The 21,423-nt window shown below is 75.1% G+C and carries 15 protein-coding genes; 7 read left to right on the forward strand and 8 right to left on the reverse strand.

The window, feature by feature from the left end; all coding sequences use genetic code 11:
• Positions 1-248 precede the first annotated feature (248 nt).
• Positions 249-887 carry an ATP-dependent Clp protease proteolytic subunit gene (locus ACFVHV_RS29715; protein WP_380354999.1) on the forward strand — a complete coding sequence of 213 codons (639 nt, stop codon included), beginning with the start codon at positions 249-251 and terminating at the stop codon, positions 885-887.
• A gap of 1 nt (position 888) precedes the next feature.
• Positions 889-1,491 carry an ATP-dependent Clp protease proteolytic subunit gene (locus ACFVHV_RS29720; RefSeq protein ID WP_359906295.1) on the forward strand — a complete coding sequence of 201 codons (603 nt, stop codon included), beginning with the start codon at positions 889-891 and terminating at the stop codon, positions 1,489-1,491.
• Between the two features lie 70 nt (positions 1,492-1,561).
• Here ACFVHV_RS29720 and ACFVHV_RS29725 read toward each other — a convergent pair whose 3' ends face one another.
• Entirely contained in the window at positions 1,562-2,056 is a 495-nt protein-coding gene (locus ACFVHV_RS29725) for a helix-turn-helix domain-containing protein (RefSeq protein WP_380355003.1), read from the reverse strand.
• 168 nt (positions 2,057-2,224) lie between these two features.
• Here ACFVHV_RS29725 and ACFVHV_RS29730 point away from each other — a divergent pair, with 168 nt between their 5' ends.
• From ACFVHV_RS29730 to dpgD, 5 genes are all read left to right on the forward strand, one after another.
• Positions 2,225-2,869 (forward strand): tetratricopeptide repeat protein, encoded by a 645-nt coding sequence (locus ACFVHV_RS29730; RefSeq protein WP_380355006.1) that lies wholly within the window; start codon positions 2,225-2,227, stop codon positions 2,867-2,869.
• A gap of 304 nt (positions 2,870-3,173) precedes the next feature.
• Complete coding sequence (locus tag ACFVHV_RS29735; RefSeq protein WP_380355008.1) at positions 3,174-4,220, forward strand: DUF4190 domain-containing protein; 1,047 nt, start codon at positions 3,174-3,176, stop codon at positions 4,218-4,220.
• Positions 4,221-4,448: 228 nt separating this feature from the next.
• Entirely contained in the window at positions 4,449-6,548 is a 2,100-nt protein-coding gene (locus ACFVHV_RS29740; protein ID WP_380355011.1) for a hypothetical protein, read from the forward strand.
• 14 nt (positions 6,549-6,562) lie between these two features.
• A complete protein-coding gene (locus ACFVHV_RS29745) occupies positions 6,563-8,113 on the forward strand; it encodes a hypothetical protein (protein ID WP_359906310.1) in 1,551 nt (516 codons plus the stop codon).
• 64 nt (positions 8,114-8,177) lie between these two features.
• Positions 8,178-9,059 carry an enoyl-CoA-hydratase DpgD gene (gene dpgD, locus ACFVHV_RS29750; protein WP_359906313.1) on the forward strand — a complete coding sequence of 294 codons (882 nt, stop codon included), beginning with the start codon at positions 8,178-8,180 and terminating at the stop codon, positions 9,057-9,059.
• A gap of 47 nt (positions 9,060-9,106) precedes the next feature.
• Here the strand turns inward: dpgD and ACFVHV_RS29755 are convergent, their stop codons facing one another.
• The 7 genes from ACFVHV_RS29755 to ACFVHV_RS29785 all read right to left on the reverse strand — a co-directional run bounded on the left by ACFVHV_RS29755 (position 9,107) and on the right by ACFVHV_RS29785 (position 20,936).
• Positions 9,107-14,122: an amino acid adenylation domain-containing protein gene (locus ACFVHV_RS29755; protein WP_380355014.1), complete on the reverse strand. Its 5,016-nt coding sequence runs from the start codon at positions 14,120-14,122 to the stop codon at positions 9,107-9,109.
• On the reverse strand, positions 14,119-16,149 hold the full coding sequence (locus ACFVHV_RS29760; protein ID WP_359913170.1) for an ABC transporter ATP-binding protein: 2,031 nt from the start codon (positions 16,147-16,149) through the stop codon (positions 14,119-14,121). The genes ACFVHV_RS29755 and ACFVHV_RS29760 overlap by 4 nt, the downstream gene beginning before the upstream one ends.
• Positions 16,146-16,373, reverse strand: coding sequence for an MbtH family protein (locus ACFVHV_RS29765; protein WP_359913173.1), 228 nt, complete (start codon positions 16,371-16,373; stop codon positions 16,146-16,148). The genes ACFVHV_RS29760 and ACFVHV_RS29765 overlap by 4 nt, the downstream gene beginning before the upstream one ends.
• 62 nt (positions 16,374-16,435) lie before the next feature.
• Entirely contained in the window at positions 16,436-17,737 is a 1,302-nt protein-coding gene (gene dpgC / locus ACFVHV_RS29770) for a (3,5-dihydroxyphenyl)acetyl-CoA 1,2-dioxygenase DpgC (protein ID WP_380355018.1), read from the reverse strand.
• Entirely contained in the window at positions 17,734-18,417 is a 684-nt protein-coding gene (gene dpgB, locus ACFVHV_RS29775; RefSeq protein ID WP_359913179.1) for an enoyl-CoA-hydratase DpgB, read from the reverse strand. The genes dpgC and dpgB overlap by 4 nt, the downstream gene beginning before the upstream one ends.
• Before the next feature lie 21 nt (positions 18,418-18,438).
• A complete protein-coding gene (dpgA, locus tag ACFVHV_RS29780; RefSeq protein ID WP_380355020.1) occupies positions 18,439-19,554 on the reverse strand; it encodes a 3,5-dihydroxyphenylacetyl-CoA synthase DpgA in 1,116 nt (371 codons plus the stop codon).
• Complete coding sequence (locus ACFVHV_RS29785; protein ID WP_380355023.1) at positions 19,551-20,936, reverse strand: PLP-dependent aminotransferase family protein; 1,386 nt, start codon at positions 20,934-20,936, stop codon at positions 19,551-19,553. Before ACFVHV_RS29785 ends, dpgA begins: the two co-directional genes overlap by 4 nt.
• Positions 20,937-21,423: the final 487 nt, after the last annotated feature.

A 21,423-nucleotide genomic window follows, 5' to 3' on the forward strand; every position in this document is an offset into this window, starting at 1 on the left:
CCTCCCAGCTGATCTTTCGTCAACTGATGGTGTGCTGGCGGAACTTACCCCAGTCGGAGCTTCGTCATCCAGGAAGTTTTCCGACCGTGCCCTGCGGACGGGCCCCGGGTCCGGCGGCGCGGCGGGGCGCCGGCCCGCTCTGCCCTCGGCGAATCCGCCGCGGGCAGAGCGGCCGCATCCGGGGGCCCTCCCGGGTCGAGAGTGGAGTGGACGGCGAGTTCCGCCCCCCGCCTCGACAAGGAGACCCGATGGCCCCGCTCACCACGCCCCCGCCCCGCGCGGCGGAGGGCGACACCCCGCCCAGCGCCTTCGACGACCACCTCGCGGCGCAGCTGCTCGCCCAGCGGATCGTGCTGCTCGGCACGCAGGTCGACGACGTGTCGGCGAACCGGGTGTGCGCGCAGCTGCTGCTGCTGTCGGCGGAGGACCCGCGCACCGACATCAGCCTGTACATCAACAGCCCCGGCGGCTCGGTCACCGCGGGGCTGGCCGTCTACGACACCATGCGGCTCATCCCGAACGACGTCTCGACGCTGGCGATGGGCTTCGCCGCCAGCATGGGCCAGTTCCTGCTCACCGTGGGGGCGCCCGGCAAGCGCTTCGCCCTGCCGAACGCGCGGATCATGATGCACCAGCCCTCGGCGGGCATCGGCGGCACGGCCGCGGACATCGAGATCCAGGCGGAGAACCTCCAGTTCACCAAGCGGGCGATCGAGCGGATCACCGCCGAGCACACCGGGCAGAGCGAGGAGACCATCGCGCGCGACGGCGACCGGGACCGCTGGTTCACCGCCGAGCAGGCCAGGGAGTACGGGCTCGTGGACCGGGTGGTGGAGTCGGTCGCCGACATCCGCCCGGCCGCCTCCCGCCGACGGATCGGACTGTGACATGGGCTCGTACACGGTTCCCTACGTCGTCGAGCGCACCGCGCAGGGCGAACGCACCTACGACGTCTTCAGCCGGCTGCTGAACGAGCGGATCGTCTTCCTCGGCACCGAGATCGACGACTCGGTCGCCAACGTGGTCATCGCCCAACTCCTGCACCTGGAATCGGAGAACCCGGAGCGGGAGATCTCGATCTACCTCAACTCGCCCGGCGGATCGTTCACTTCACTGATGGCGATCTACGACACGATGACCTTCGTGCAGGCGCCGATCTCCACCTTCTGCGTCGGCCAGGCCGCCTCCACGGCGGCGGTGCTGCTGGCCGGCGGGGACCCCGGGCGGCGGTTCGTGCTCCGGCACGCCCGGGTGCTGCTCGGTCAGCCGGCCAGCGGCGGCCGGCGGGGGACGGTCTCCGACCTCAGCCTCGCGGCCAAGGAGATGGTCCGCATCCGCGCGCAGGTGGAGGAGGTCCTGTCCCGGCACACCCACCACGACGCGGCGACGCTGCGCGCGGACATGGACCGGGACAAGGTGCTCTCCGCCGAGGAGGCCGTCGCCTACGGGATCGCCGACCAGGTGCTGAGCCGGCGCTTCGCGTCCGGGTGAGCCGCGCGCGGCCGGGCGACGGCAGGGGGCGAGCCCTGCCGTACCCGGCCGCCGCGGTGCCGCGCCGCGGTCAGGCGACGAGGCAGAGTCCGTCGTACCGCCCCGCGGGCGAGGTGCGGCCCCGGCCCGCCAGGCCCTGGCCCGTCCGGCCCACCCGGTTCCGGTCCACCAGGCCCTGGTCCGCCAGGCCCTGGTCCGCCAGGCCCTGGCCGACCCGGCTCGGGGCGTAGCGGGCCAGTTCGTCCTGGGCGAGCGAGAGCAGGTCCGCGAGGCCGAGCCCCAGCGCCCGGGCGGCCGCCGCGAGCACCTCGGAGGAGGCCTCCTTGCGTCCGCGCTCCAGCTCCGACAGGTACGGCATCGAGATCCGGGCCGCCTCCGCGACGTCCTTCAGCGTGCGCTCCTGGGCGAGCCGCTCGCGCCGCAGCACGTCGCCGACGACGTCGCGCCACAGCGGCTCCCTGCGCGCGGGCGTCCGCGGGGGGCGGGACTCCCCGCCGGACGCGGGCGGCGAGGCGTGCGGGCGCAGGGGGATGACGCGGGCTTCGTTCGGCGCTTGAGTGCTCACCCCTTCAGCCTAGGGACCGGGGGCCCGGGGGGAAGAGCACGGCGTTCTGCCCTGGGTGAATCCGCCCCTCCCCGCCCGCCTCGCCCGTCCCGCGCGGGCGCCGCCCGGCGGCCGGGTGCTCACCCGCAGGACACCGGACTGTCGCAGGCCCGTGGTAACCATGGGGCCGTGGACACCACGGAGCCGTCGCCGCTGCCCCTGCCGCCCCTGTCGCCCGCCGCCGAAGCCGCGTTCGGGCGCGGGCGCGAGGCCGCGGACGAGGGGGAGTGGGAGCGCGCCCGCGACCTGTTCGAGGAGGCGGTCCGCGGCGCGGGGCCGGAGCTGCTGTGGCATGTCGTCGAGGCCTGCGGCGAGAGCGACGAGGCCGCGTTCTGGATGCGGCGGGCGGCCGTCTCGGAGAGCGAGCCGGGCGGCATCACGGTGGATCCGCACACGCTGCCCATCGAGCGGACCCGCCCCGGCGCTGTTCCCTGCCAGGTCTTCGGAGTGGCCGTCAGGTCCGACGACCCGGCGCGCGCGGTCGCGGCGCTCACCGCCGCCGAGCCCCGGCTCATGCTGGTCTTCGAGGACGGCCGCGAACTCTCGCCGGAGGAGGCCGAGGACGCCTGGGACGAGGAGATGCCGCCCTACAGCCCCAACCACGCCGCCGTCGACGCCTCGATCCCGTACGTGCGGCTGGACTGCAAGGGCCTGGTCCTCCCGCACATGGCCCGCACCGTCCTGCGCATCGTCGCGGACGAGCTGCGCAGGGCCGGGGTGCGGCGGGCGCACCTGTTCAGCCCGGAGCTCCCGGACGGCCGGGACGGGTCCTGAGGCGTCGTCCCGGGCCCGGAGCCGCCCGCGGACCGCGGCGTCGGGGCCGGTGCCGGGCCCCTGTATGTTGATCACTCGCCGATCCTGTCGGCGTCCCGTCCCAGGGGGTTGACGCGCGGGCCCGGCACGAGGTGGCGGCCGTTTCGCGCGGGGCGGGTCGCCGCCGCCGGGGAGCCGGGAACGACCCGGACGACCCGGAGGACCCGGGGGCGCCCCGGAAGGACCCCGGAGGAACCCGGGAAGGACCCCGCCCCGGGGCCGGACGGCAGCAGCTCATCGTCTCGACGTTTCCGAAGGATCCCGCATGACCGTTCCCGTCCCGCCCGACAGCAGCCCGCAGTCCGCCGAGGAAGCGGCTGCCACCGACCCGTGGGCGCCGCTGACCCCGGGCCAGGGCGAGACCGCGGCCCCCGCGTCCGTCACCGCTCCCGCCCCCGCCGGGGCACCCGGCGTGCCGCCCGCCCCGGGCGCGGCGCCCGCGCCCGGCGTGCCGTACTGGCCGCCGTACCCGATGCCGATGCCCGCCCCGCAGCCCCGCAACGGCCTGGGCATCGCCGCCCTGGTGCTCGGCATCGTCGGTGTCGTCCTCGGCCTGGTCGTCATCCTGTTCTGGCTGTCCTGGCTGCCGGCCCTGCTCGCCGTCGTGTTCGGCGCCATCGGCCTGGGCTACGCGCGCAAGGGCACGGCGACCAACCGGGGGATGGCCCTGGCGGGCGTGATCCTGGGCGTCACCGGCCTGCTGGTCTCGGTCGGCGCCGGGGTGTTCGTCGTCTCCCGGGTGCAGGCGGTCAACGAGGAGCGGCGGGCCGAGGCGGACGCCGCGCGCGCCCGCTCCGAGGCCGCGACCAAGGCCGCCCAGGAACGGGCCGCCCAGGAGAAGCAGCGGATCGACGCGGAGCTGAAGCGGATCGAGGCCGAGAAGGAGAAGGCGGCCGCGGAGGAGCGGGCCCGGCACCTGTCGTTCGGCCAGACCTACACCTACGGGGACGGGCTGAAGGTCACGACGGCCGCGCCGGAGCCGTACTCCCCGCTCCTGACCGTGTACCAGCCGCCCAAGGACGCCACGATCGTCCAGCTGAGGATCACCGTCGTCAACACCGGATCCCAGGAGCTCCCGCTCAACGGATCGGGACTGCCCACGGTCAGGGACGCCAAGGGTGCCCTGCTCTTCTCGCTGAGCGACGGGAGCGACAAGCTGAAGCTCATCACCGGCTCGCTGGCCCCGGGCCAGGAGGCCACCGGCGTGTACGCGTACGCCCTGCCGAACGGCACGGACCGGATCTCGGTCGAGTTCACCTACGGCCTCCTGCTCCAGCGCAAGACCGTCGCCTGGACCGGCCCCATCGGCTGACCCGGCGCCGCCCCCGTCCCACCGGCACCACGGGCACCACCAGCGCCACGGGAAACACCGTTCCCACCAGCCCGCCCCCGCAGGAAAACTGACGGATTATCAGGCGAGTCACGAATTGGCAACCGAGGTCCGGGTCCGCGGCGATACACCTGTGGCGGACCGACCGGTTCCCCTATTCTCCATCCGGCGCGGCGCACTCCCGCCGCGCCGGAGGACAGGGGGGTCGCGGTGGTTCTGGACGGACGGGCGGCTGTGTTCAAGGCCGTCGTTCCCTCGCTGGTCGGCCTCGAACTGTCGGGGCCCGAACCCGGGGGCGGCACCCGGCTGCGCATCCCGGCCGGGATCCCCCTGCTGATCGAGTGCTCCGGCGGGCGCCTGACCGGCAGGACCACCCTCCTGAAGACCCTGGAGGTGCGGTACGCCGAGCGCCTGCCCCAGGCCTACGCGGACCTCGGGCGCGCGGACTTCGGCCGCCCCGGCCTCGCCCTGCCCGCCGAGAACGAGGCCCCCCGGCTGAGCAACGCCTCCCACACCTCGGACCTGCTCTTCCACCTGCGGTACGAGCTGAGCCGGCGGGCGAGCAGGTTCGGCGCGGGCCTGTCCTTCCCCCGGCTCACCCAGGGCCTGCTGGCGGTCACCAGCTGGCAGGCCGTCGGGCCCGGCGAACTGGAGGCCGCCGGGCGGCGCCTGGAGAGCCTGCTGCGCGAGAGCCAGCCCGACGCCCAGGCGCGCCGGGACAAGGTGGCGGGCTGGACCAGACAGGTGGCCCCGAACCTCGGCACCGTCGTCGGGCTGGGCCCCGGGGTCAACGAACTCGTCGCCTCGCTCGCCGACATCGTCGCCACCGAACTGCTCGGCGCCCGCGCCAACAACAAAGGCCTGCGCTGGTGGGCCGAACGGCGGGTCAGCGCCCAGGGCGAGGCGAACGTCCAGCTCTCCGAGCTCGCCCGCGGCTTCCGCGGCAACCCGCACGACCGCGGGCGCGCCGAGCGCCACCTGATGGCCGCCCTCCTGGCGGACATCGACGACCACTACACCTGGGCGCGACTGAAGAACCGGGTGCCGCGCCCGCTGCTGCTCCTGGACAACGCCCACACCCCGCTCGGCCGCCCGGTCCTGGACATGCTGACCGAGGTCTGGCACGAGGAGACGGTCCGGACGCGGCCGGGCGTGGTCGTCACCGTCCTGGCACCGGAACCGGCCACCCCCGACCCCGAGAGCACCACCGCGACGACACGCAACGCCACCGGCCCGTTCTGGCGCGAGGACCGGCCGCAGACACCGGCCGGCTGGACCCTGCGGCTGCCGCTGGCCCGGCTGACCCTCGACGAGGTCACGTGGATGTTCGGCACGGACCACCCCGGGCCCGACATCGCCCAGTTGATCCACCGCCTCAGCGCGGGCCGGGCCGGCATCGCCCACGTCCTGGTCCGGGCCGTCCGACGGGCCGTGCGCCTCGGGCAGAGCCCCGACCCGCGCACCCTGTTCGACCTGCCCGCCGAGGACGAGCCCGGCACGCCGGCGCACGAGCGGCTGCTGCGCCTCCTGGTCCCCGACGACACCGCCCGGGAGCGCCTGACCAACTTCGCCCCGGCGCTCGACGAGGACGCCGCCCACGCGCTCGACGCCCACTACCCGCCCGGCGACAACGGGACCCTGCGCGTCCAGACGACCAGAGGGCTGCTGCAGCACGACCACTGGGGCGCCCACCCGTGGCCGGGCATCGGCGCGCCGTTCGTCGGCGACCCCACCCTGCGCGCCCTGCTCGGCCACCGCCTGGTCACCGCGCTCGACGCGACCCCCGGGGCCGAGCGGTGGCACGACATCCACGAGACCCTCTGCGACCGCTACGCCCCGCAGACCGCCGCCCCGCAGACCGCCGCCCCGCGCAACGCCGCCCCGCCCGACGACCGCTTCCTGCACCACTCCCTCGCCGTCCTCGACACGGGCACCGTCGTGCGCGCCCTCCACCGGCGCCTGGCCGGCCACGACACGGCCGGCTGGCTCACCGCCCTCAACCTGGTCTGCGCCGCGCCGCACCCGCCCCGGAACCTGACCGCCCTCGCGGCCCAGCCCGAGGACTGCCCGGCCTGCGGGGGCGCCGGCACCCCCGTGCACCAGGCGGTCGAGTTCCTCGTCGACGCGCTGTGGCAGCAGTCGCACCCGCTCGCCCCGCCCGACGAGCGGCTGATCGGGAGCGTCCAGCTGCAGCTGCTCACCCTGGCCCAGCTCGCCGGGGCCGCCCACCAGACGGTGTTCTTCCACGCGTACGAGACCTGGCCGCAGCTCCTGCGGCGCTGGGTCCAGGCCCCCCACCTCCCGATCTGAGGAGACCCCCGACCATGAGCGTTCTGCCCGACGGTCCCCTGAACCGCGCGCTGGCGGCCGTCCTCGCCGCCGCCGTCCTGGCCGCCGGGGGCTATCTGGGATACGAGTACCTGCTGGTCGACGACCCCTCCTGCGCCCCCGGCGTGGAGCGGCGCGGGGACCGGCACGAGTGCGTGGGCGTCACCGACGGCGCCTACGTCTTCACCGACGAGCTGAAGCAGGTCACCGCCCGCATCAAGGCCGAGAACGACCGCGTGGCCGACAGCTCGCCCGTCACCGTCGCCCTGATGATCCCCATGACCTCCGCCGCGCCCGCCGAACGGCGCGAACTGGTCGAACAGGTGCAGGGCGCCTACCTGGCCCAGCACTGGGCCAACGACGACCGGAACAAGAACAAGCGGCAGCCCCCGATCCGGCTGGTGCTGGCCAACCCCGGCCGCGGCTACCTGCAGTGGCGCGCCGTCGCCGACCAGCTGGCGCAGGCCGCGGCAGACGGGAAGCAGAACCTGCGGGCCGTCACGGGCATCAACATCAGCATCGCCGAGACCGAACAGGCCGTGCGCTACCTCACCGCGGACAAGCACATCCCGGTCGTCGCCGGCCCCATGACCGCGGACGACATCAAGAACACCGCCGCCGACCCGCGCCGCTACCCGGGACTGGCGCGCATCGCCCCCGGCAACGCCGACCAGGCGGGCGCCCTCACCTCGTACGGGGCGGCCATCAAGCCCGAAGAGGCCCTGGTGATCGAGGACACCCGCGACAACGACAACTACCTCGCCACCCTGCGCCAGACCTTCGAGAAGCTCACCAAGGGCGCCCCCAACGCCCCGGAGACCTACCAGTCGCCGCCCGACTTCAACGACGAGGGCAACCTCGCCAACGACTTCCACCAGATGGTGCCGAGCATCTGCACCTCCGCCGCCACGACCCTCTACTTCGCCGGCCGCCCGGTCCAACTGCGCCAGTTCCTGGTCGAACTGGGCAACCGGAAGTGCAACAAGCACTACACCGTCGTCACCGGCTCGCACGCCTCCACCCTGATGGTCGACGAGAAGTTCGCCGACAAGTGGGACGCCCTCAGCACGGGCGCCGGCATCACCGTGCGCTACACCGCCCTCGCCCACCCCGACACCTTCGGGGAGAAGAGCACCGAGGGCCCCGGCGGCTCCAAGGCCGCCTCGAAGGAGCTGGCCGACCTGCTGGGCGAGCCCGACACCAAGGCACCCGACGCGATCGGCCCCGCCGACCTGCGCGACGGCCGCGTGATCATCACCTACGACTCGGTCTCCACCGCCGTCGCGGGCATCCGCAACCAGACGGTGGGGAACGTGAGGACGCCCTCGACGGACGACGTCGTCCAGAGCTGGCGACGGCTGCACGGCGACAACCGGGTCGACGGCGCGAGCGGCTGGATCTGCCTCGACCAGTACGGCAACCCGTACAACAAGGCCGTGCCCGTCGTCCACCTCGACCCGGTCACCAGGAACGCCGTCCTGGACACCCTCGCCTGGCCCCTCGGCCACGCCCCCGACCCCAACTGCTCCATCGGCAGCGACGGCTGACCGGGCCGCGGCGCCGCGGCCCGGCCTGCGCCCGACGGCCCGGGCCCGCCGGTAGCCTGCCCGCGTGGACCCCGCGACGCCGCCACCCGCGGCACAGGAACCCGCAGAACCGCAGCCCGCGACACCGCAGCCCACGGCACCGCAGCCCGCGACGGACCGGCCCGTGCTCTACGAGCGGGCCGGCCACGTCGCACGCGTCACCCTGAACCGGCCCCACGTCCTCAACGCGATGGACCGGCGGATGCACGCCGAACTCGGCGCGGTCTGGGACGAGGTCGAACGCGACGACGAGGTGCGGCTGGTCGTGCTGACCGGCGCGGGCGAGCGCGCCTTCTCCGTCGGACAGGACCTCAAGGAACGGGCCCGGCTCGACCGCGAGGGACACCCGCCGACGAGCTTCGGCTCCCGGGGCCAGCCGGGCTCGCCCCGCCTGACCGACCGCTTCACACTGTCCAAACCCGTCCTGGCCCGGGTCCGCGGCCACGCCCTCGGCGGCGGCTTCGAACTCGTCCTCGCCTGCGACCTGGTGATCGCCGCACAGAGCGCCGTCTTCGCCCTGCCCGAAGCCGCCCTCGGCCTGATCCCCGGCGCGGGCGGGGCCTTCCGGCTGGCCCGGCAGATCCCGCTCAAGGCCGCGATGGGCTACCTGCTGACCGGGCGCCGGATGCCGGCCCACGAGGCACTGGCCCTCGGACTGGTCAACGAGGTCGTCCCGGACGACCAGCTGGACGCCTGCGTCGAGCGGTGGACGGCCGACCTGCTGCGCTGCGCCCCCCTGTCCCAACGCGCCCTGAAGGAGGCCGTGCTGCGCTCGGTCGACCTGCCGCTGGAGCAGGCCTTCACCACCCGCTACCACTGGGAGCAGGTCCGCCGGGCCAGCGAGGACGCCCGGGAGGGGCCGCGCGCCTTCGCCGAGAAACGCGCACCCGTGTGGCGCGGGCGCTGAACCGGCCCCCTCCGGGCCGCTCCGACGCCCGCGCCGGCGCGACCCGCTCAGCCCCCGCCCCCACCCCGGCCCTCGTCCCGGCCTTCGCCCTCACCGCCGAAGGCCGACTCGAACTCGTCGATGTCCTCCTGCCCCAGCGAGATCAGCGAGAAGTCCGACGGGGTGTGGCCCCCGGACCCCTCGGCGGCGTGCCGCACCAGGCCCTCCAGCACCGCCCGCCAGCGCCCGGCGAGATCGCCCAGCTCCGCCCCGGTGAGCAGCCCGCCCGGCGACTCCAGGACGAAGCCCAGCTCGGGCCCCCCGGGCAGGTCCCGCGCCGAACCGTTGATCTCCAGCACGTGCCGCAGCGGCGTCGACGGGTCCACGCCGCCGTCGGGCACCGGGCGCTCACCCGCCGGCGTCCACGCCCGCGCGGACACCCCGGCCGGCGCACCGGCCGGCACCCCGTCGGCACCGGGGACGTCCGCCTCCCCGCCGGCCCCGCCGAACCGGCCCAGGTAGTTGAACCCGATCTGCGGCTGCGCCAGCGGCTCCAGCACCGCCCGCGTGGCCGGGTTCACGTACCGCAGCAGCCCGTACCCCAGACCGTCGCCCGGCACCTGCCGCAGCTGCTCCTTGACCCGCTTGATCAGCCGCGCCGCGTCCGCCCCGCCCGCCCGGACCTCGGCCGTGTCGACCGGACCGGGCTCCAGCCGCACCGGATGGACGGCGGTGAACCAGCCGACCGTGCGCGTCAGGTCCATGTCCTCGGCCAGCGGCACCCGGCCGTGCGCCTCCCGGTCGATCAGGAAGCCCTCCGGGGCCCGCCCGCCGCGCGCCCGCAGCCACTCGTCGAGCGCCGCCGTCAGCCCGGACAGCAGCACGTCGTCGACCCCCGCGTGGTAGGCCGCGGGCAGGGCCGCCAGCAGCGCTCCCGCCATCGGCGCCGGAACGGTCAGCTCGGCGCGGGACACCCCGCCCCCCACGGTGTCGGTCCGCGGGTCCAGCGCACGCCCGGCGATCGGCGGCTCGACCCGGTCGAGCACCCGCCGCCAGGCCGGCAGCTCGTCCACCGTCCGCTGCGCCCTGGCCCGCTCCGCCAGGGCGCCCGCCCAGCGGCGGAACGAGGTCGGCTCGGGGGCGACGGCCGACCGCGCCGCGTCCGCGCCCCCGGCGGCCAGGGCCGTGTGGGCGAGCGCCAGATCGGGCATCAGCACCCGCCAGGAGACCCCGTCGATCACCAGGTGGTGGGCCGTCAGCAGCACCAGGGCGTCCTGCGCGGGGCCGCGGTCGACGAGCACGGCCCGCAGCATCACGCCGTCCCGCGGCGCGAGCGCGGCCTCGGCGGCCGCCGCCTGCTCGTCGAGCAGCGCGTCCAGCCGCGCCCCGTCCAGGCCCGCGGCCTCCACCCGGGTCACCAGGTCCGCCGCGGCGACGGCCGGGGCCGCGCCGGGCTCGGGGACCACCAGCCGGCCGTCCGCCTCCTCCAGCCGCGCCCGCAGCACGTCGTGCCGGTCGAGGACGGCCCGCAGCACCGCGGCCAGCAAACCGGGCGTCAGACCGGGCGGGGCGGTCAGCACCATCGACTGGCTGCCCGCGCGCGCGGCCGAACCCGTGCGGGCCGCGATCTCGTGCATCACCGGGGTCAGCGGCACCGGGCCCCAGGGGACGTCCTCGGGGCGCGCCGCCCGCTCGGCGTCGACCGGCTCGGCCACCCGCGCGAGCTCCGCGGGCGTGCGCAGCTCGAAGACCTGGCGCGGCGTGATCGCCAGCCCGGCCTTGCGGGCCCGCCCCGCCAGCAGCATCGAGGTGATCGAGTCGCCGCCGAGGCCGAAGAACGAGTCCTCCGCGCCCACCCGCTCCAGGTTCAGCACCTCGGCGAAGAGCCGGCACAGCAGCTCCTCCGCGTCGGTGGCCGCGGCGCGCCCCTGCGCCGGGCCGGCGAAGACGGGCCGCGGCAGGGCGGCCCGGTCGACCTTGCCGTTCGCCGTCACCGGCAGCGCCTCCAGCACGGTCACCGAGGCCGGGACCAGGTAGTCCGGCAGCTTCCCGGCGAGGTACTCCACCAGCGCCCGCGGCTCGGGCGGGGCCTCCCCGCCGCCGGCCGGCACCGCGTACCCGGCCAGCCGCTTGCGGCCGTCCGCGTCCTCGACCGCGACCACCAGCGCCTGCGCGACGCCCGGGTGGGCGGCGAGCACGGCCTCGATCTCGGCCGGCTCGACGCGGAACCCGCGGATCTTGAGCTGCTTGTCGGAGCGGCCGAGGAAGAGCAGCTGCCCGTCCCGGGTCCACTGCGCCAGGTCGCCGGTGCGGTACATCCGCGCGCCCTCGGGCTCGCCCTCGGCGGGGAAGGGGCAGGCGACGAAGCGCTCCGCGGTGAGCGAGGCGCGCCCCAGGTAGCCGCGCGCCAGCCCGGCCCCGGCGAGGTAGAGCTCGCCCGTCATGCCGACCGGCACGGGCCGCAGGAACGCGTCCAGGACGAACGCCCTGGTGTTGTCCATCGGCAGGCCCAGCGGCACCGCGTCGGGCACCGCGTCCGGGTCGGTGAAGGGCAGCTGGGTGGCGAAGGCGGTGGACTCGGTCGGGCCGTAGGTGGTGCGCACCACCAGGCCCGGGTGGGAGCGCAGCAGCGTCCGTACGGCGTGCGCGGAGACCACGTCGCCGCCGGTGGACACCTCGCGCACCCCGGCGAAGATGTGCGGGGCCTGCTCCGCGAGCACCCGGAAGTGCCCGGCCGTGGCGTGCACGCTGGTCACCTTCTGGTCCGCGATCAGCCGGCCGCGCTCGACCGTGTCGATGTCCCCGGGCGGCACCAGCACCAGCCGGCCGCCGTGCAGCAGCGTCGTCCAGATCTCGTAGGTGGAGGCGTCGAAGGCGTGGTTGGCCTGCACCAGCACCCGTTCGAGGGTCTCGGCGGACCAGCACCCGTCCAGGCAGAACGCCAGGACGCTGCCGTACGTCACCGCGACGCCCTTGGGCAGGCCGGTGGAACCCGAGGTGTAGACGACGTACATGAGGTTCTCCGGCCGCACCGGCACGGCGGGGAAGGCCGCGCCGTCCCCGTTCGCGGCGGGCGAGCCGGGCGAGTCGGGGGAGTCCGGGCCCGCGGGGGCCGGCTCCAGGAGGAGCACCTCGGCGCCCTCGAACAGCGCGGCGTCGGCCAGGCCCCGCCGCGCGTTCGGCCCGTCGACCAGGACGACGGCCGCACCCGCCTGCGCCGCCGTCGCGGCGAGCCGGGCGGCCGGGTGCCGGCCGTCCATCGGCAGGTACGCCGCACCGGCCTTCACCACCGCCAGCAGCGCGGCGATCAGCTCGGGCGAACGCTCGGCGACCACGCCCACCAGCGTCTCCGGGCGCACGCCGAGCGCGGCCAGCCGGCGCGCCAGCCGGTTCGCCCGCCGGTCCAGCCCGGCGTACGTCAGCTCGGTGTCCCCGGCGACCACGGCCACGGCCCCGGGGGTGCGGCGCGCCTGCTGCTCGAAGAGCTCGGCGAGCGTCGCGCCGGGCAGCTCGCGGCGGGTCCGGTACCCGGAGCCGTCCAGTTCGTGCCGCTCCTCGCCGGTCAGCACGTCGAGCCGGCCCAGGGGCACGTCCGGGTCGTCCGCGACCTGGCGCAGCACCAGGAGCATCCGGTCGACCAGGCCCCGGGCGGTGCGCTCGTCGAACAGGTCGGGCCGGTAGTCCAGCCGGACCTCGATGTCGTCGGTCGGCGTGACCACGATGGTCAGCGGGTAGTGGGCGGCCTCCTCGCCGCCGCCGGCCGAGACCCGGATGCCGGCCGGGCCCCGCAGGCCGATCCCGGACGGACCGCCCGGCGGCTCCCGCCCGTCGCCCGGCGGCGGCCCCGGAGGCTCCCGCCCGTCGCCCGGCGGCGGCCCCAGCGGGCCGCCGGCCTGCTCCCCGCTGCGCAGCGCCGTGCCGCCCAGGCCCTCGCCCGGGGGCGAGCCGTCGGCGGGCCGCGGCGCCCGGCCCGGCCCGGCGGGCGCCGCCGGTCCGGCCGAGGGGGCCGCCATCGGCCCGCGCGGATAGTTCTGGAAGACCATCAGGGTGTCGAAGACCGCGCCGGGACCGCCGGCGCGCTGGATCTCCGGCAGGCTCAGCTGCTGGTGGTCGAGCAGGGCGGTCTGCTGGTCCTGCAGCGCCGCCATGGCCCGGCGGAAGGGCAGGGCCGGGTCCAGCGGCACCCGCACCGGCACGGTGTTGATGAACAGCCCGACCATCCGGTCCGCCTGCGGCACCTCGGCGGGCCGGCCGGAGACGGTCGCACCGAAGACGGTGTCCAGCCGGCCGGACAGCTTGCCCACCAGCAGCGCCCAGGCGACCTGGAAGACCCGGTTGAAGGTGACCCCGGCGGAGCGCGCCGTCTCCCGCAGCCGCTCGGCGAGGTCGTCGCCGAGCCGCTCGACCACGTGCCGCAGCATCACCGGCGGGCCGCCGCGGTCGGCCGGGCCCACCAGGGTGGGCTCCTCCGTCCCGGCCAGCATCGCGCGCCAGGCCGCGCGCGAGGCGTCGGTGTCCCGGCGCACCAGCCAGGCGAGGTAGTCGCGGTACTGCGGCACCTTGGGGAGCACCGAGGCGTCGCCGCCGTTGCCGTAGACCTCCCACAGCTCGCCGAACAGGATCGGCAGCGACCAGCCGTCCATCAGGATGTGGTGCATCGTCACCACCATCCGGTGCCGGCCGGGGCCGGCGCGCAGCAGCAGCACCCGCAGCAGCGGCGGCACGCCGAGGTCGAAGCGCCGCGCGTCGACCTCGGCCAGGCGCGCGGCCTCCCGCTCGGCCTCCTCCGCGCCCAGCCCGCCGAGGTCGGCGTACGTCCAGGGGATCCGCACGCCCCTGGCGATCACCTGGACGGTGTCGCCGGACGCGCGCGAGCGGAAGGCGGCGCGCAGGCTCGCGTGCCGGTCCAGCACCGCCTGCCAGGACGCCTCCAGCACCTCGGGGCGCAGGTCCCCGTCGAGGTTGAGGATCCGCTGCCCCACGTACACGTCCCGGGGCGCGTCCTGGTCGTACGAGGCGTGGAACAGCAGTCCCTCCTGCAGCGGGGAAAGCGGCCACACGTCCTCGACCGTCAGCTGGCTCATCGTGCTCTCCGTTCGGGTCGGCCGGGCTCGGGCGCCGTCTGGGGCGGCGGCAGCCGGCGCAGGGGCCCTCCGCCGCGCGGCAGCGGGGGCAGGTCGCCGTAGCCGTTCGCCGAGTGCTGCTCGGCTTCCGGGCGCGGCGCGGGCGGTTCGGCGAACTGGGTGCGGTAGAGCTCCGCGTACAGGCCGTCGGCGTCGACGAGGTCGGTGTGCCGGCCGCGTTCGACCACGCGCCCGTCCTGGACCACGAGGATCTGGTCGGCCTCGCGGACGGTGGACAGGCGGTGGGCGATCACCAGGGCGGTGCGGCCGGCCAGGGCGGTCCACAGCGCTTTCTGCAGGGCCGCCTCGGACTCGGAGTCCAGGTGGGCGGTGGCCTCGTCGAGCACGACCACGGTCGGTTTCTTGAGCAGCAGCCGGGCGATCGACAGGCGCTGCTTCTCGCCGCCGGAGAAGCGGTAGCCGCGGTCGCCCACGACGGTGTCGAGCCCGTCGGGCAGCGCGGAGACCAGGTCCCAGACCTGCGCGGCCCGGCAGGCCTCGACGAGCTGCGTCTCGGTGGCGTCCGGCTCGGCGTAGAGCAGGTTGGCGCGGATGGTGTCGTGGAACATGTGCGCGTCCTGGGTCACCATGCCGACGGTGTCGTGCAGCGAGGCCAGGGACAGGTCGCGCACGTCGTGGCCGCCGATCCGCACGGTGCCCGCGGTGGGTTCGTAGAGCCGCGCGACCAGCTGGCTGATCGTGGTCTTGCCGGCGCCGGAGGGCCCGACGAGCGCGGTCAGCCGGCCCGCCGGGGCGCGGAAGCTCACCCCGCGCAGCGCCGCGGCGTCGCCGGAGCGTTCCGGGGCCGGCAGCGACAGCGTCTCCAGCGAGGGGAGGGAGACGTCCTTCGCCGCGGGGTAGCGGAAGGAGACGTCCTCGAACTCGATCTCCGGGGCCGGGGCCCGGGCCGCGGCGGGCAGCACGACCGGGTCGGGCCGTTCCGCGATCAGCGGCTCAAGATCCAGCACCTCGAAGAGCCGGTCGAAGGAGACGAGGGCGGTCAGGTAGTTCGACTGCAGGTTGGAGAGCTGGTTGATCGGGCCGAAGAGCCGTGCCAGCAGGGTGGCCAGGGCCACCAGCGAGCCGATCTGGATGGCCCCGTCGATCACCAGTTCGCCGCCGACGCCGTAGACCACCGCGGTGGCGAGCGAGGCCAGCAGCGTCACCGTCACCAGCAGCATCCGCGAGTAGACGGAGGTGACCACGCCGACGTCCCGCACCCGCGCCGCGGTGCCGGCGAACCGCCGGGCCTCGCCCTTCGGCCGGCCGTAGAGCTTGACCAGCAGCGCGCCGGCCACGTTGAAGCGCTCCTGCATGAACGAGCCGAGTTCGGCGTCCAGTTGCATCGACGTGCGCAGGTTGCGCTGCAGCCGGCGCCCCACGACGCGGCCGGGCAGCACGAACAGCGGCACCGTGACGAGCACGACCAGGCCCACGAACCAGGACAGGAGGAAGATCGTGACGAGCACCAGGCCCAGCACCACCAGGCTGGAGAGCACGTTGGACAGCAGCACGGTCACCGCCTGCTGGGCCTCCATCACGTCGGTGTTGAGCCGGCTCACCAGCGAACCGGTCTGGGTGCGGGTGAAGAACGCCAGCGGCTGGCGCTGCACGTGCCGGAAGACCTCGGTGCGCAGGTCGTAGACGAGCCCCTCGCCGATGCGCGCCGAACTGCGGCTGACGAAGAAGCCCACCAGCGCCTGCAGCAGCGCCAGGCCCGCCACCGCGGCGGCGGCGGCCGCCACCACGCCCCGGTCGTGGGGCACGATGCCGTGGTCGATGAGCACCTTGAACAGCAGCGGCGTGGAGACGGTGATGACGGCGTCGACCACGGTCAGGCTCAGCAGCGCGGCGATCTGCCGCCGGTAGGGCCGCAGGTAGGGCCGGATCCGCCGCGCGGTGCCGGGCCTGACCCGGCCCCGGGCCGGGTCGGGCCCGTCGCCGCCGGTGGCCCGTACCGTGATCAGCGGGCCCGGGCCGGCCATCATGGCGCGGCGACCTCCTTGCCGTTCGTGGCCGTGACCGGGCCCGGCGGCCGCTGGTCGCTCCAGACCCGGTCGATGTACTCCAGGCACTCGTCGCGCGCGCCCGGGCCGTGGGCGATCCGCCACCCGGCGGGTGTCCGCGCGAACGCCGGCCACAGCGAGTACTGGCCCAGGGTGTTGACCAGGACGAGGTAGGAGGCGTCCGGGTCGTCGAAGGGGCTGGTCATCTCGGTCTCCTCAATCGTTCGGGGGCGGCCCGCCGGGGCGGCGGGGGAGGGGCCCGGGGGCCTCAGCCGGGCGGCCGGGCCGTGAAGCGGCCCGCCTTGCCGAGCACGTCCGCCGCGTGGACGCGCAGCGCCTGCTGGACGGCGAACTCCGCCATGTACGCGCGGAAGCCGTCCGCCGGCTCCAGGGCGAGGTTCACCATGCGGCGGTTGGCGGTGACGGCCGGGTCGCGCAGCAGCTGCACGGCGTGCTCGACGGCCCCGTCGAGCTCCGCCGGGTCGACGACCCGGTCGACGAGCGTGCGGGCCTCCGGATCGCTCGCGCGCACCCGCCGCCCGCCGAGGATGATCTGCCGGGCCAGCCGGGGGCCGGTCACCGCGGGCAGGCGGAAGTCCGCCGCGCCCGGGACGATCCCCTCCTGCGCGGCCGGCAGGCTCAGATAGGCGTCGGAGGCCGCCAGGACGTGGTCCACCGCGAGCAGCAGCTGCATGCCGCCGCCGATCGCGAAGCCGTCCACCGCGGCCACCCACGGCATGTCGGTGAGCGGGTAGCGCCAGGACGCCTCGTCCGTGCGCAGCCCGAGCAGCAGCTTCCTGAGGTAGCCGAGCTCGCGGCGCAGCAGGAAGCCGACCAGCGTGATCTCGCCCGCGTGCAGGCGCTTGAGGTTGATCCCGGCGCTGAACACCCGGCGGCCCGCGTAGCGCGGGTGCGTCATCTCGCCGCCCCGGATGAGCCCGATCTCGCACTGCCCGTCCAGCAGCGCGAGGTCGACCGCGGTCTCCATGTCGTCGACCTGCTGCTCGTCCTCGGCGTTGAGGCGGTCCCCGGCGCACATGGTGATCCGGGCCACCCCCGCGCGCCGCTCCAGCCGGGTGCTCTCCATCCGCACCACCCCGGTGGCCCGGAACTCCCCGAGCAGGGCCAGCGCGCGCCCGGTGGGCCGCAGCATGGAGTCCATCAGGTGGTGGCCGGCGTCCGGGCAGCGCAGCAGCCCGCGCAGGAGGACGCCCAGGTCGATCTCGTAGCCCAGGCGCCGTGCGACCGGCAGGGCCCGTTCCGCCCGCAGCTGCGCGGGCGTGGGCACCAGGTGGGGCACGGCGAACGCGGCGCCCTCCACCAGGGCCTCCAGCCGCGGGCGCAGCGTGCGGCCCTCGGTGAGCCGGTCGTACAGCGCCTCGGCGTGCAGGTCCAGGAAGGCGGTGCGCCGCGCGCGGCCGTCCTCCAGCGCCCGCTCGGTGCCGGCGGGCGGGCCGCCGGTGCGCGGCCCGGGCTCGGGGAACGGCGGCAGCCGCCGGGCCGCCCGGTCGAAGCCGTCCGCGGCGCGCTCCCGTACGGCGGCGGGCGCCCGCCCGTTCGGGGTGCTCACGCCGTCACCCCGTCCGCCGCCCGGGCGCGCCGCAGCGAGCGGTCGCAGGCGGCCAGGTGCGGGCCGAGCGCGTCCTCGAAGCTCATCCACTGGGCGTCGAAGGCCAGTTGGCGGCGGATCGCGAGTTCGGGGCCGGACAGCCGGCGCAGCAGCCGGGCCGCGGCCGCCAGGGTGCGCCCGGGGTCCGTGCTCACCCGGTCCACCAGGCAGTGCTCCAGGGCCTCACGGGCGGTGATCGGCATCCCGAAGAGCACCGTGCGGCGCGCCGGGGCCGGCCCGAGCTGCTGGACCAGCCGGAAGCCGGCCATGCCGGGCCACACGGCCTGCCCGTGGAAGGTCACCCGCAGCCGCAGGTCGGGTGCCGCCACCCGCACGTCGGTGGCGAGCAGCAGGTCCAGTGCCGCGCCGCCGCACTCCCCGCTCGCCGCCGCCAGGGTGGGCAGCCGCAGCCGTTCGAAGCGCCGTACGGCCCGCTCCCACTTCGTCACGGTGGCCACGTCGGCCGGCTTCGCCACCGCCTCGCCCGTCGGGGCGCCGGAGAGGTACAGGGTCGCGAAGTCGGCTCCGGCGGACTCCGCCTCGTCGCACAGCGCGCCGACGGCCTCGGTCAGTCCGGCCGAGATCTCCCGGCCGCCGTCCACGTGCAGCACGGGGCCTTCGGGCAGGGCGTTGACGGGCATCGCGGTCTCCCTCGCGTCGGTTCACCACTGGATGAGCGCGGATTCGATCGTCGAACCCGGCCCCATGGTCATGAGCACGCCGTAGTCGCCGTCGCGGACCACGCCCTCCTGCAGGAGCCGGTCGTAGGAGAAGAGGAACGAGCCGCTGGAGACGTTGCCGAAGTCGCGCAGCACGGTGATGGTGTGGCGCAGGTCGTGACGGGTCAGCCCGAGGTTGACGGCGACCGCGTCGATGACCTTCTTGCCGCCCGAGTGCACCAGCCAGTGCGCCACGTCGTCGCGGCGCAGCGACGTGCCGGCCAGCAGCCGGTCGACGACGCCCTCCACGTGCGCGCCCACCAGATAGGGGATCTGCGGATCCAGGAAGAAGCTGAAGCGGTCCTGGTCGCGGTCCCAGTCGTAGCGCATCGCGTCGATGGCGTCGACGATCGTGACGCTCGCCGTCCGCAGGATCCGCGGGCCCTCCGGGCGCGGGCCGGACCCCTCCTCCTCGGCCCCCTCGCCGCCCCGCGGGTCGGCCATCACCGCCACCGCCGCCGCGCCGTCGCCGAAGAGGCTGTTGACCACGGCCGTACGCATCGTGGAGTCCATCGTGTACGCGGCCGAGCAGGCCTCCGAGCAGACCATCACGGCCAGCCGGCCCGGATTGGCCGCGGCCCAGTTGCCCACCACGGCCAGCGCGTTGAGCCCCGCGTTGCAGCCCATGCCGACGATGTCGGCCCGCGCCGTGTGCCAGTCCATGCCCAGCTCGCGGATCAGCAGCGCGCTCAGACCCGGGGTGAGGAAGCCGGTCGACGTCACGCAGCACAGGTAGCCCACCTCGGACAGGTCGGCCCCGATCCGCTTGAGGCACACCGACATCGCGTCCGACCCCATGCTCACGGCCCACGCCTTGTGCTTGTCCAGGAGATCGCCCTGGCTCTCGCGCACCCGCGTGCCGTCGGGCGCCGCCGGGGGCAGCACCAGCGAACGCTGCCGGATGGAGCCCAGCAGGAAGACCGAGCGCACCTTCCGGTCGGTGATCCCGAACAGGTCGAGCAGCTCCTCCTGGGAATAGTGCTCGGGCGGCACGGCGGTGCCCACGCTCAGGATGCGCGGGGCCGTGGCGACCGTCGTTCGCTCCAGGGCCGCGGTCATGATGCGTCACTCTCCGTTCCGGTGCCCGGCACGTCGCCGCCGTGCGCCGCGGCTCTGTACGTCCTGGCTCTGTGCGTCCCCTCCGGGCGCCGCTCGCCGCTGAGCGCCTCCACGAACCGCGCGAGCCGCTCGACGCCCTCGGCCACCTGCCCGGGCGTCAGATAACTGATCGAGAGCCGGATGTCCTGCTCGCCCCCGCCGTACGGATGGAAGAACTCCATCGGCGTCCAGATCACACCGAAGTCCCGGGCCGAACGCTCCAGGGCCGCGGCGCCGGTCCGGAAACCGGTGCGCAGCGTGAGGAAGAACCCGCCCTCGGGACGGTTCCACCCCACCCCCAGCTCCCGGCGCCGCCCCTCGGGCAGCCACCGCTCCAACTGCGCCAGCGTCGAAGCCATGCTGCGCCGGTAGTGCTCGGCGGCCCGGGCGTTCAGCACGGAGAGCCGGCCGTCCGCACCCAGCAGCGCACCCGCCGCGGCCGCCTGGCTGAGCGAGGACGTGTTCACCGTGACCATGCTCTTCACCCTCGCCAGGTCCCGCGCGAGCAGCCGCACCCCGCCGCGCCCGCCCCGCACCTCCTGGTCGGCCACGACGTAGCCGATCCGCGCGCCGGGGAACAGCGTCTTGGAGAAGCTGCCGAGCTGGACGACGCTCCTCGACCGGTCGAGCGCCTTGAGCATCGGCTGCCGCGGCCCCGGGCCGCTCAGCCGGTAGGGACTGTCCTCCAGGACGAGCAGCCCGTGGCGCTCGGCCAGCTCCAGCAGCGCGGTCCGCGTCGCCAGGTCCAGCGTGGACCCGGTCGGATTGGCGTGGTCCGGCACCACGTACACCGCCCGTGGCCGCCGGCCCGCCGCACGCTGCGCCCGCACCGCCCCGTCCACGTCGGCCACCACCAGCCGCCCGTCACGCTCCGGCACCGCGACCACCGGGATGTCCAGCAGCCGCGCGGCCCCGATGATCCCGACATAACAGGGGGTCACCAGCAGCAGGACGTCCTCGGGCGTCGCGAACAGCGCGCGCAGCACCAGGAACATCGCCTCCTGCGCACCGACCGTCACCACGATCGCCTCGGGCGCGACCTCCAGCCCCTCGTCCTGCCGCAGCCAGTACGCGATCAGCTCGCGGATCCGCCCCGCGGCCGGCCCGTACTGGTAGAAGCCGTCGCGCACTTCGGCCGGCCCCGCGCCCCGGCTCTCCAGGTACTTCGCGTACCGGCGCAGGTGGGCGTGGATCTCCTCGACCTCGAAGAAGCCGTCATAGGGCCGCCCCGGCGCGAAGGACACCGCGTCCGGGTAGCTGGACGTGATCTCGTTCAGGAAGTTCATCCGGTCGAGAACCGGGTCCTCGATGCTCGAGTGCAGGGTTGTCGAATCGAGCACCATGGTGCCCGCCTTTCCGTCGACGAGCCGCAGGACGGCAGTCCGTCGGAAGGGCGGATGCCGGGGCTCGCGTGAAGGACGCGCGGCAGAGCGCCGATGCGGCGGCGTCCCGCCGGCGGTGCGCCGGCGGCGTCCTCCCGCGTTCGAACATCGGCCGTTTTCGACTTCGACCTCATGGCGGCCCCTCGGACCCGGCCCACGGGCTCCGGCCCCCGGCGGCGTCACCGCCCGTGCACCGTCCGGTGGTGCGGGCGCGGTACCGGCACACGAAAGGGCCCGTCGAAGGCACCGGGCCGAGCACGACGCGGGGGTGCGGAGCATCCCGACGCCCTGTCGCCGCTTCGCACCGGCCGCGGAGATCGAACGGAATCCTGGAGCACAGGGCCCTGTCTGCTGTTTGTCCTTGTTCCAGTACGCGCCTCGGGGCAAGAGACTGTCAAGTGCTGAGGGTTCCCCTCCCGTCACGGTCCGCTACCGGCGGGCCCGGCGG

The sequence above is a fragment of the Kitasatospora sp. NPDC127116 genome, assembly GCF_042677365.1.
Lineage (GTDB): Bacteria > Actinomycetota > Actinomycetes > Streptomycetales > Streptomycetaceae > Kitasatospora > Kitasatospora lactacystinica.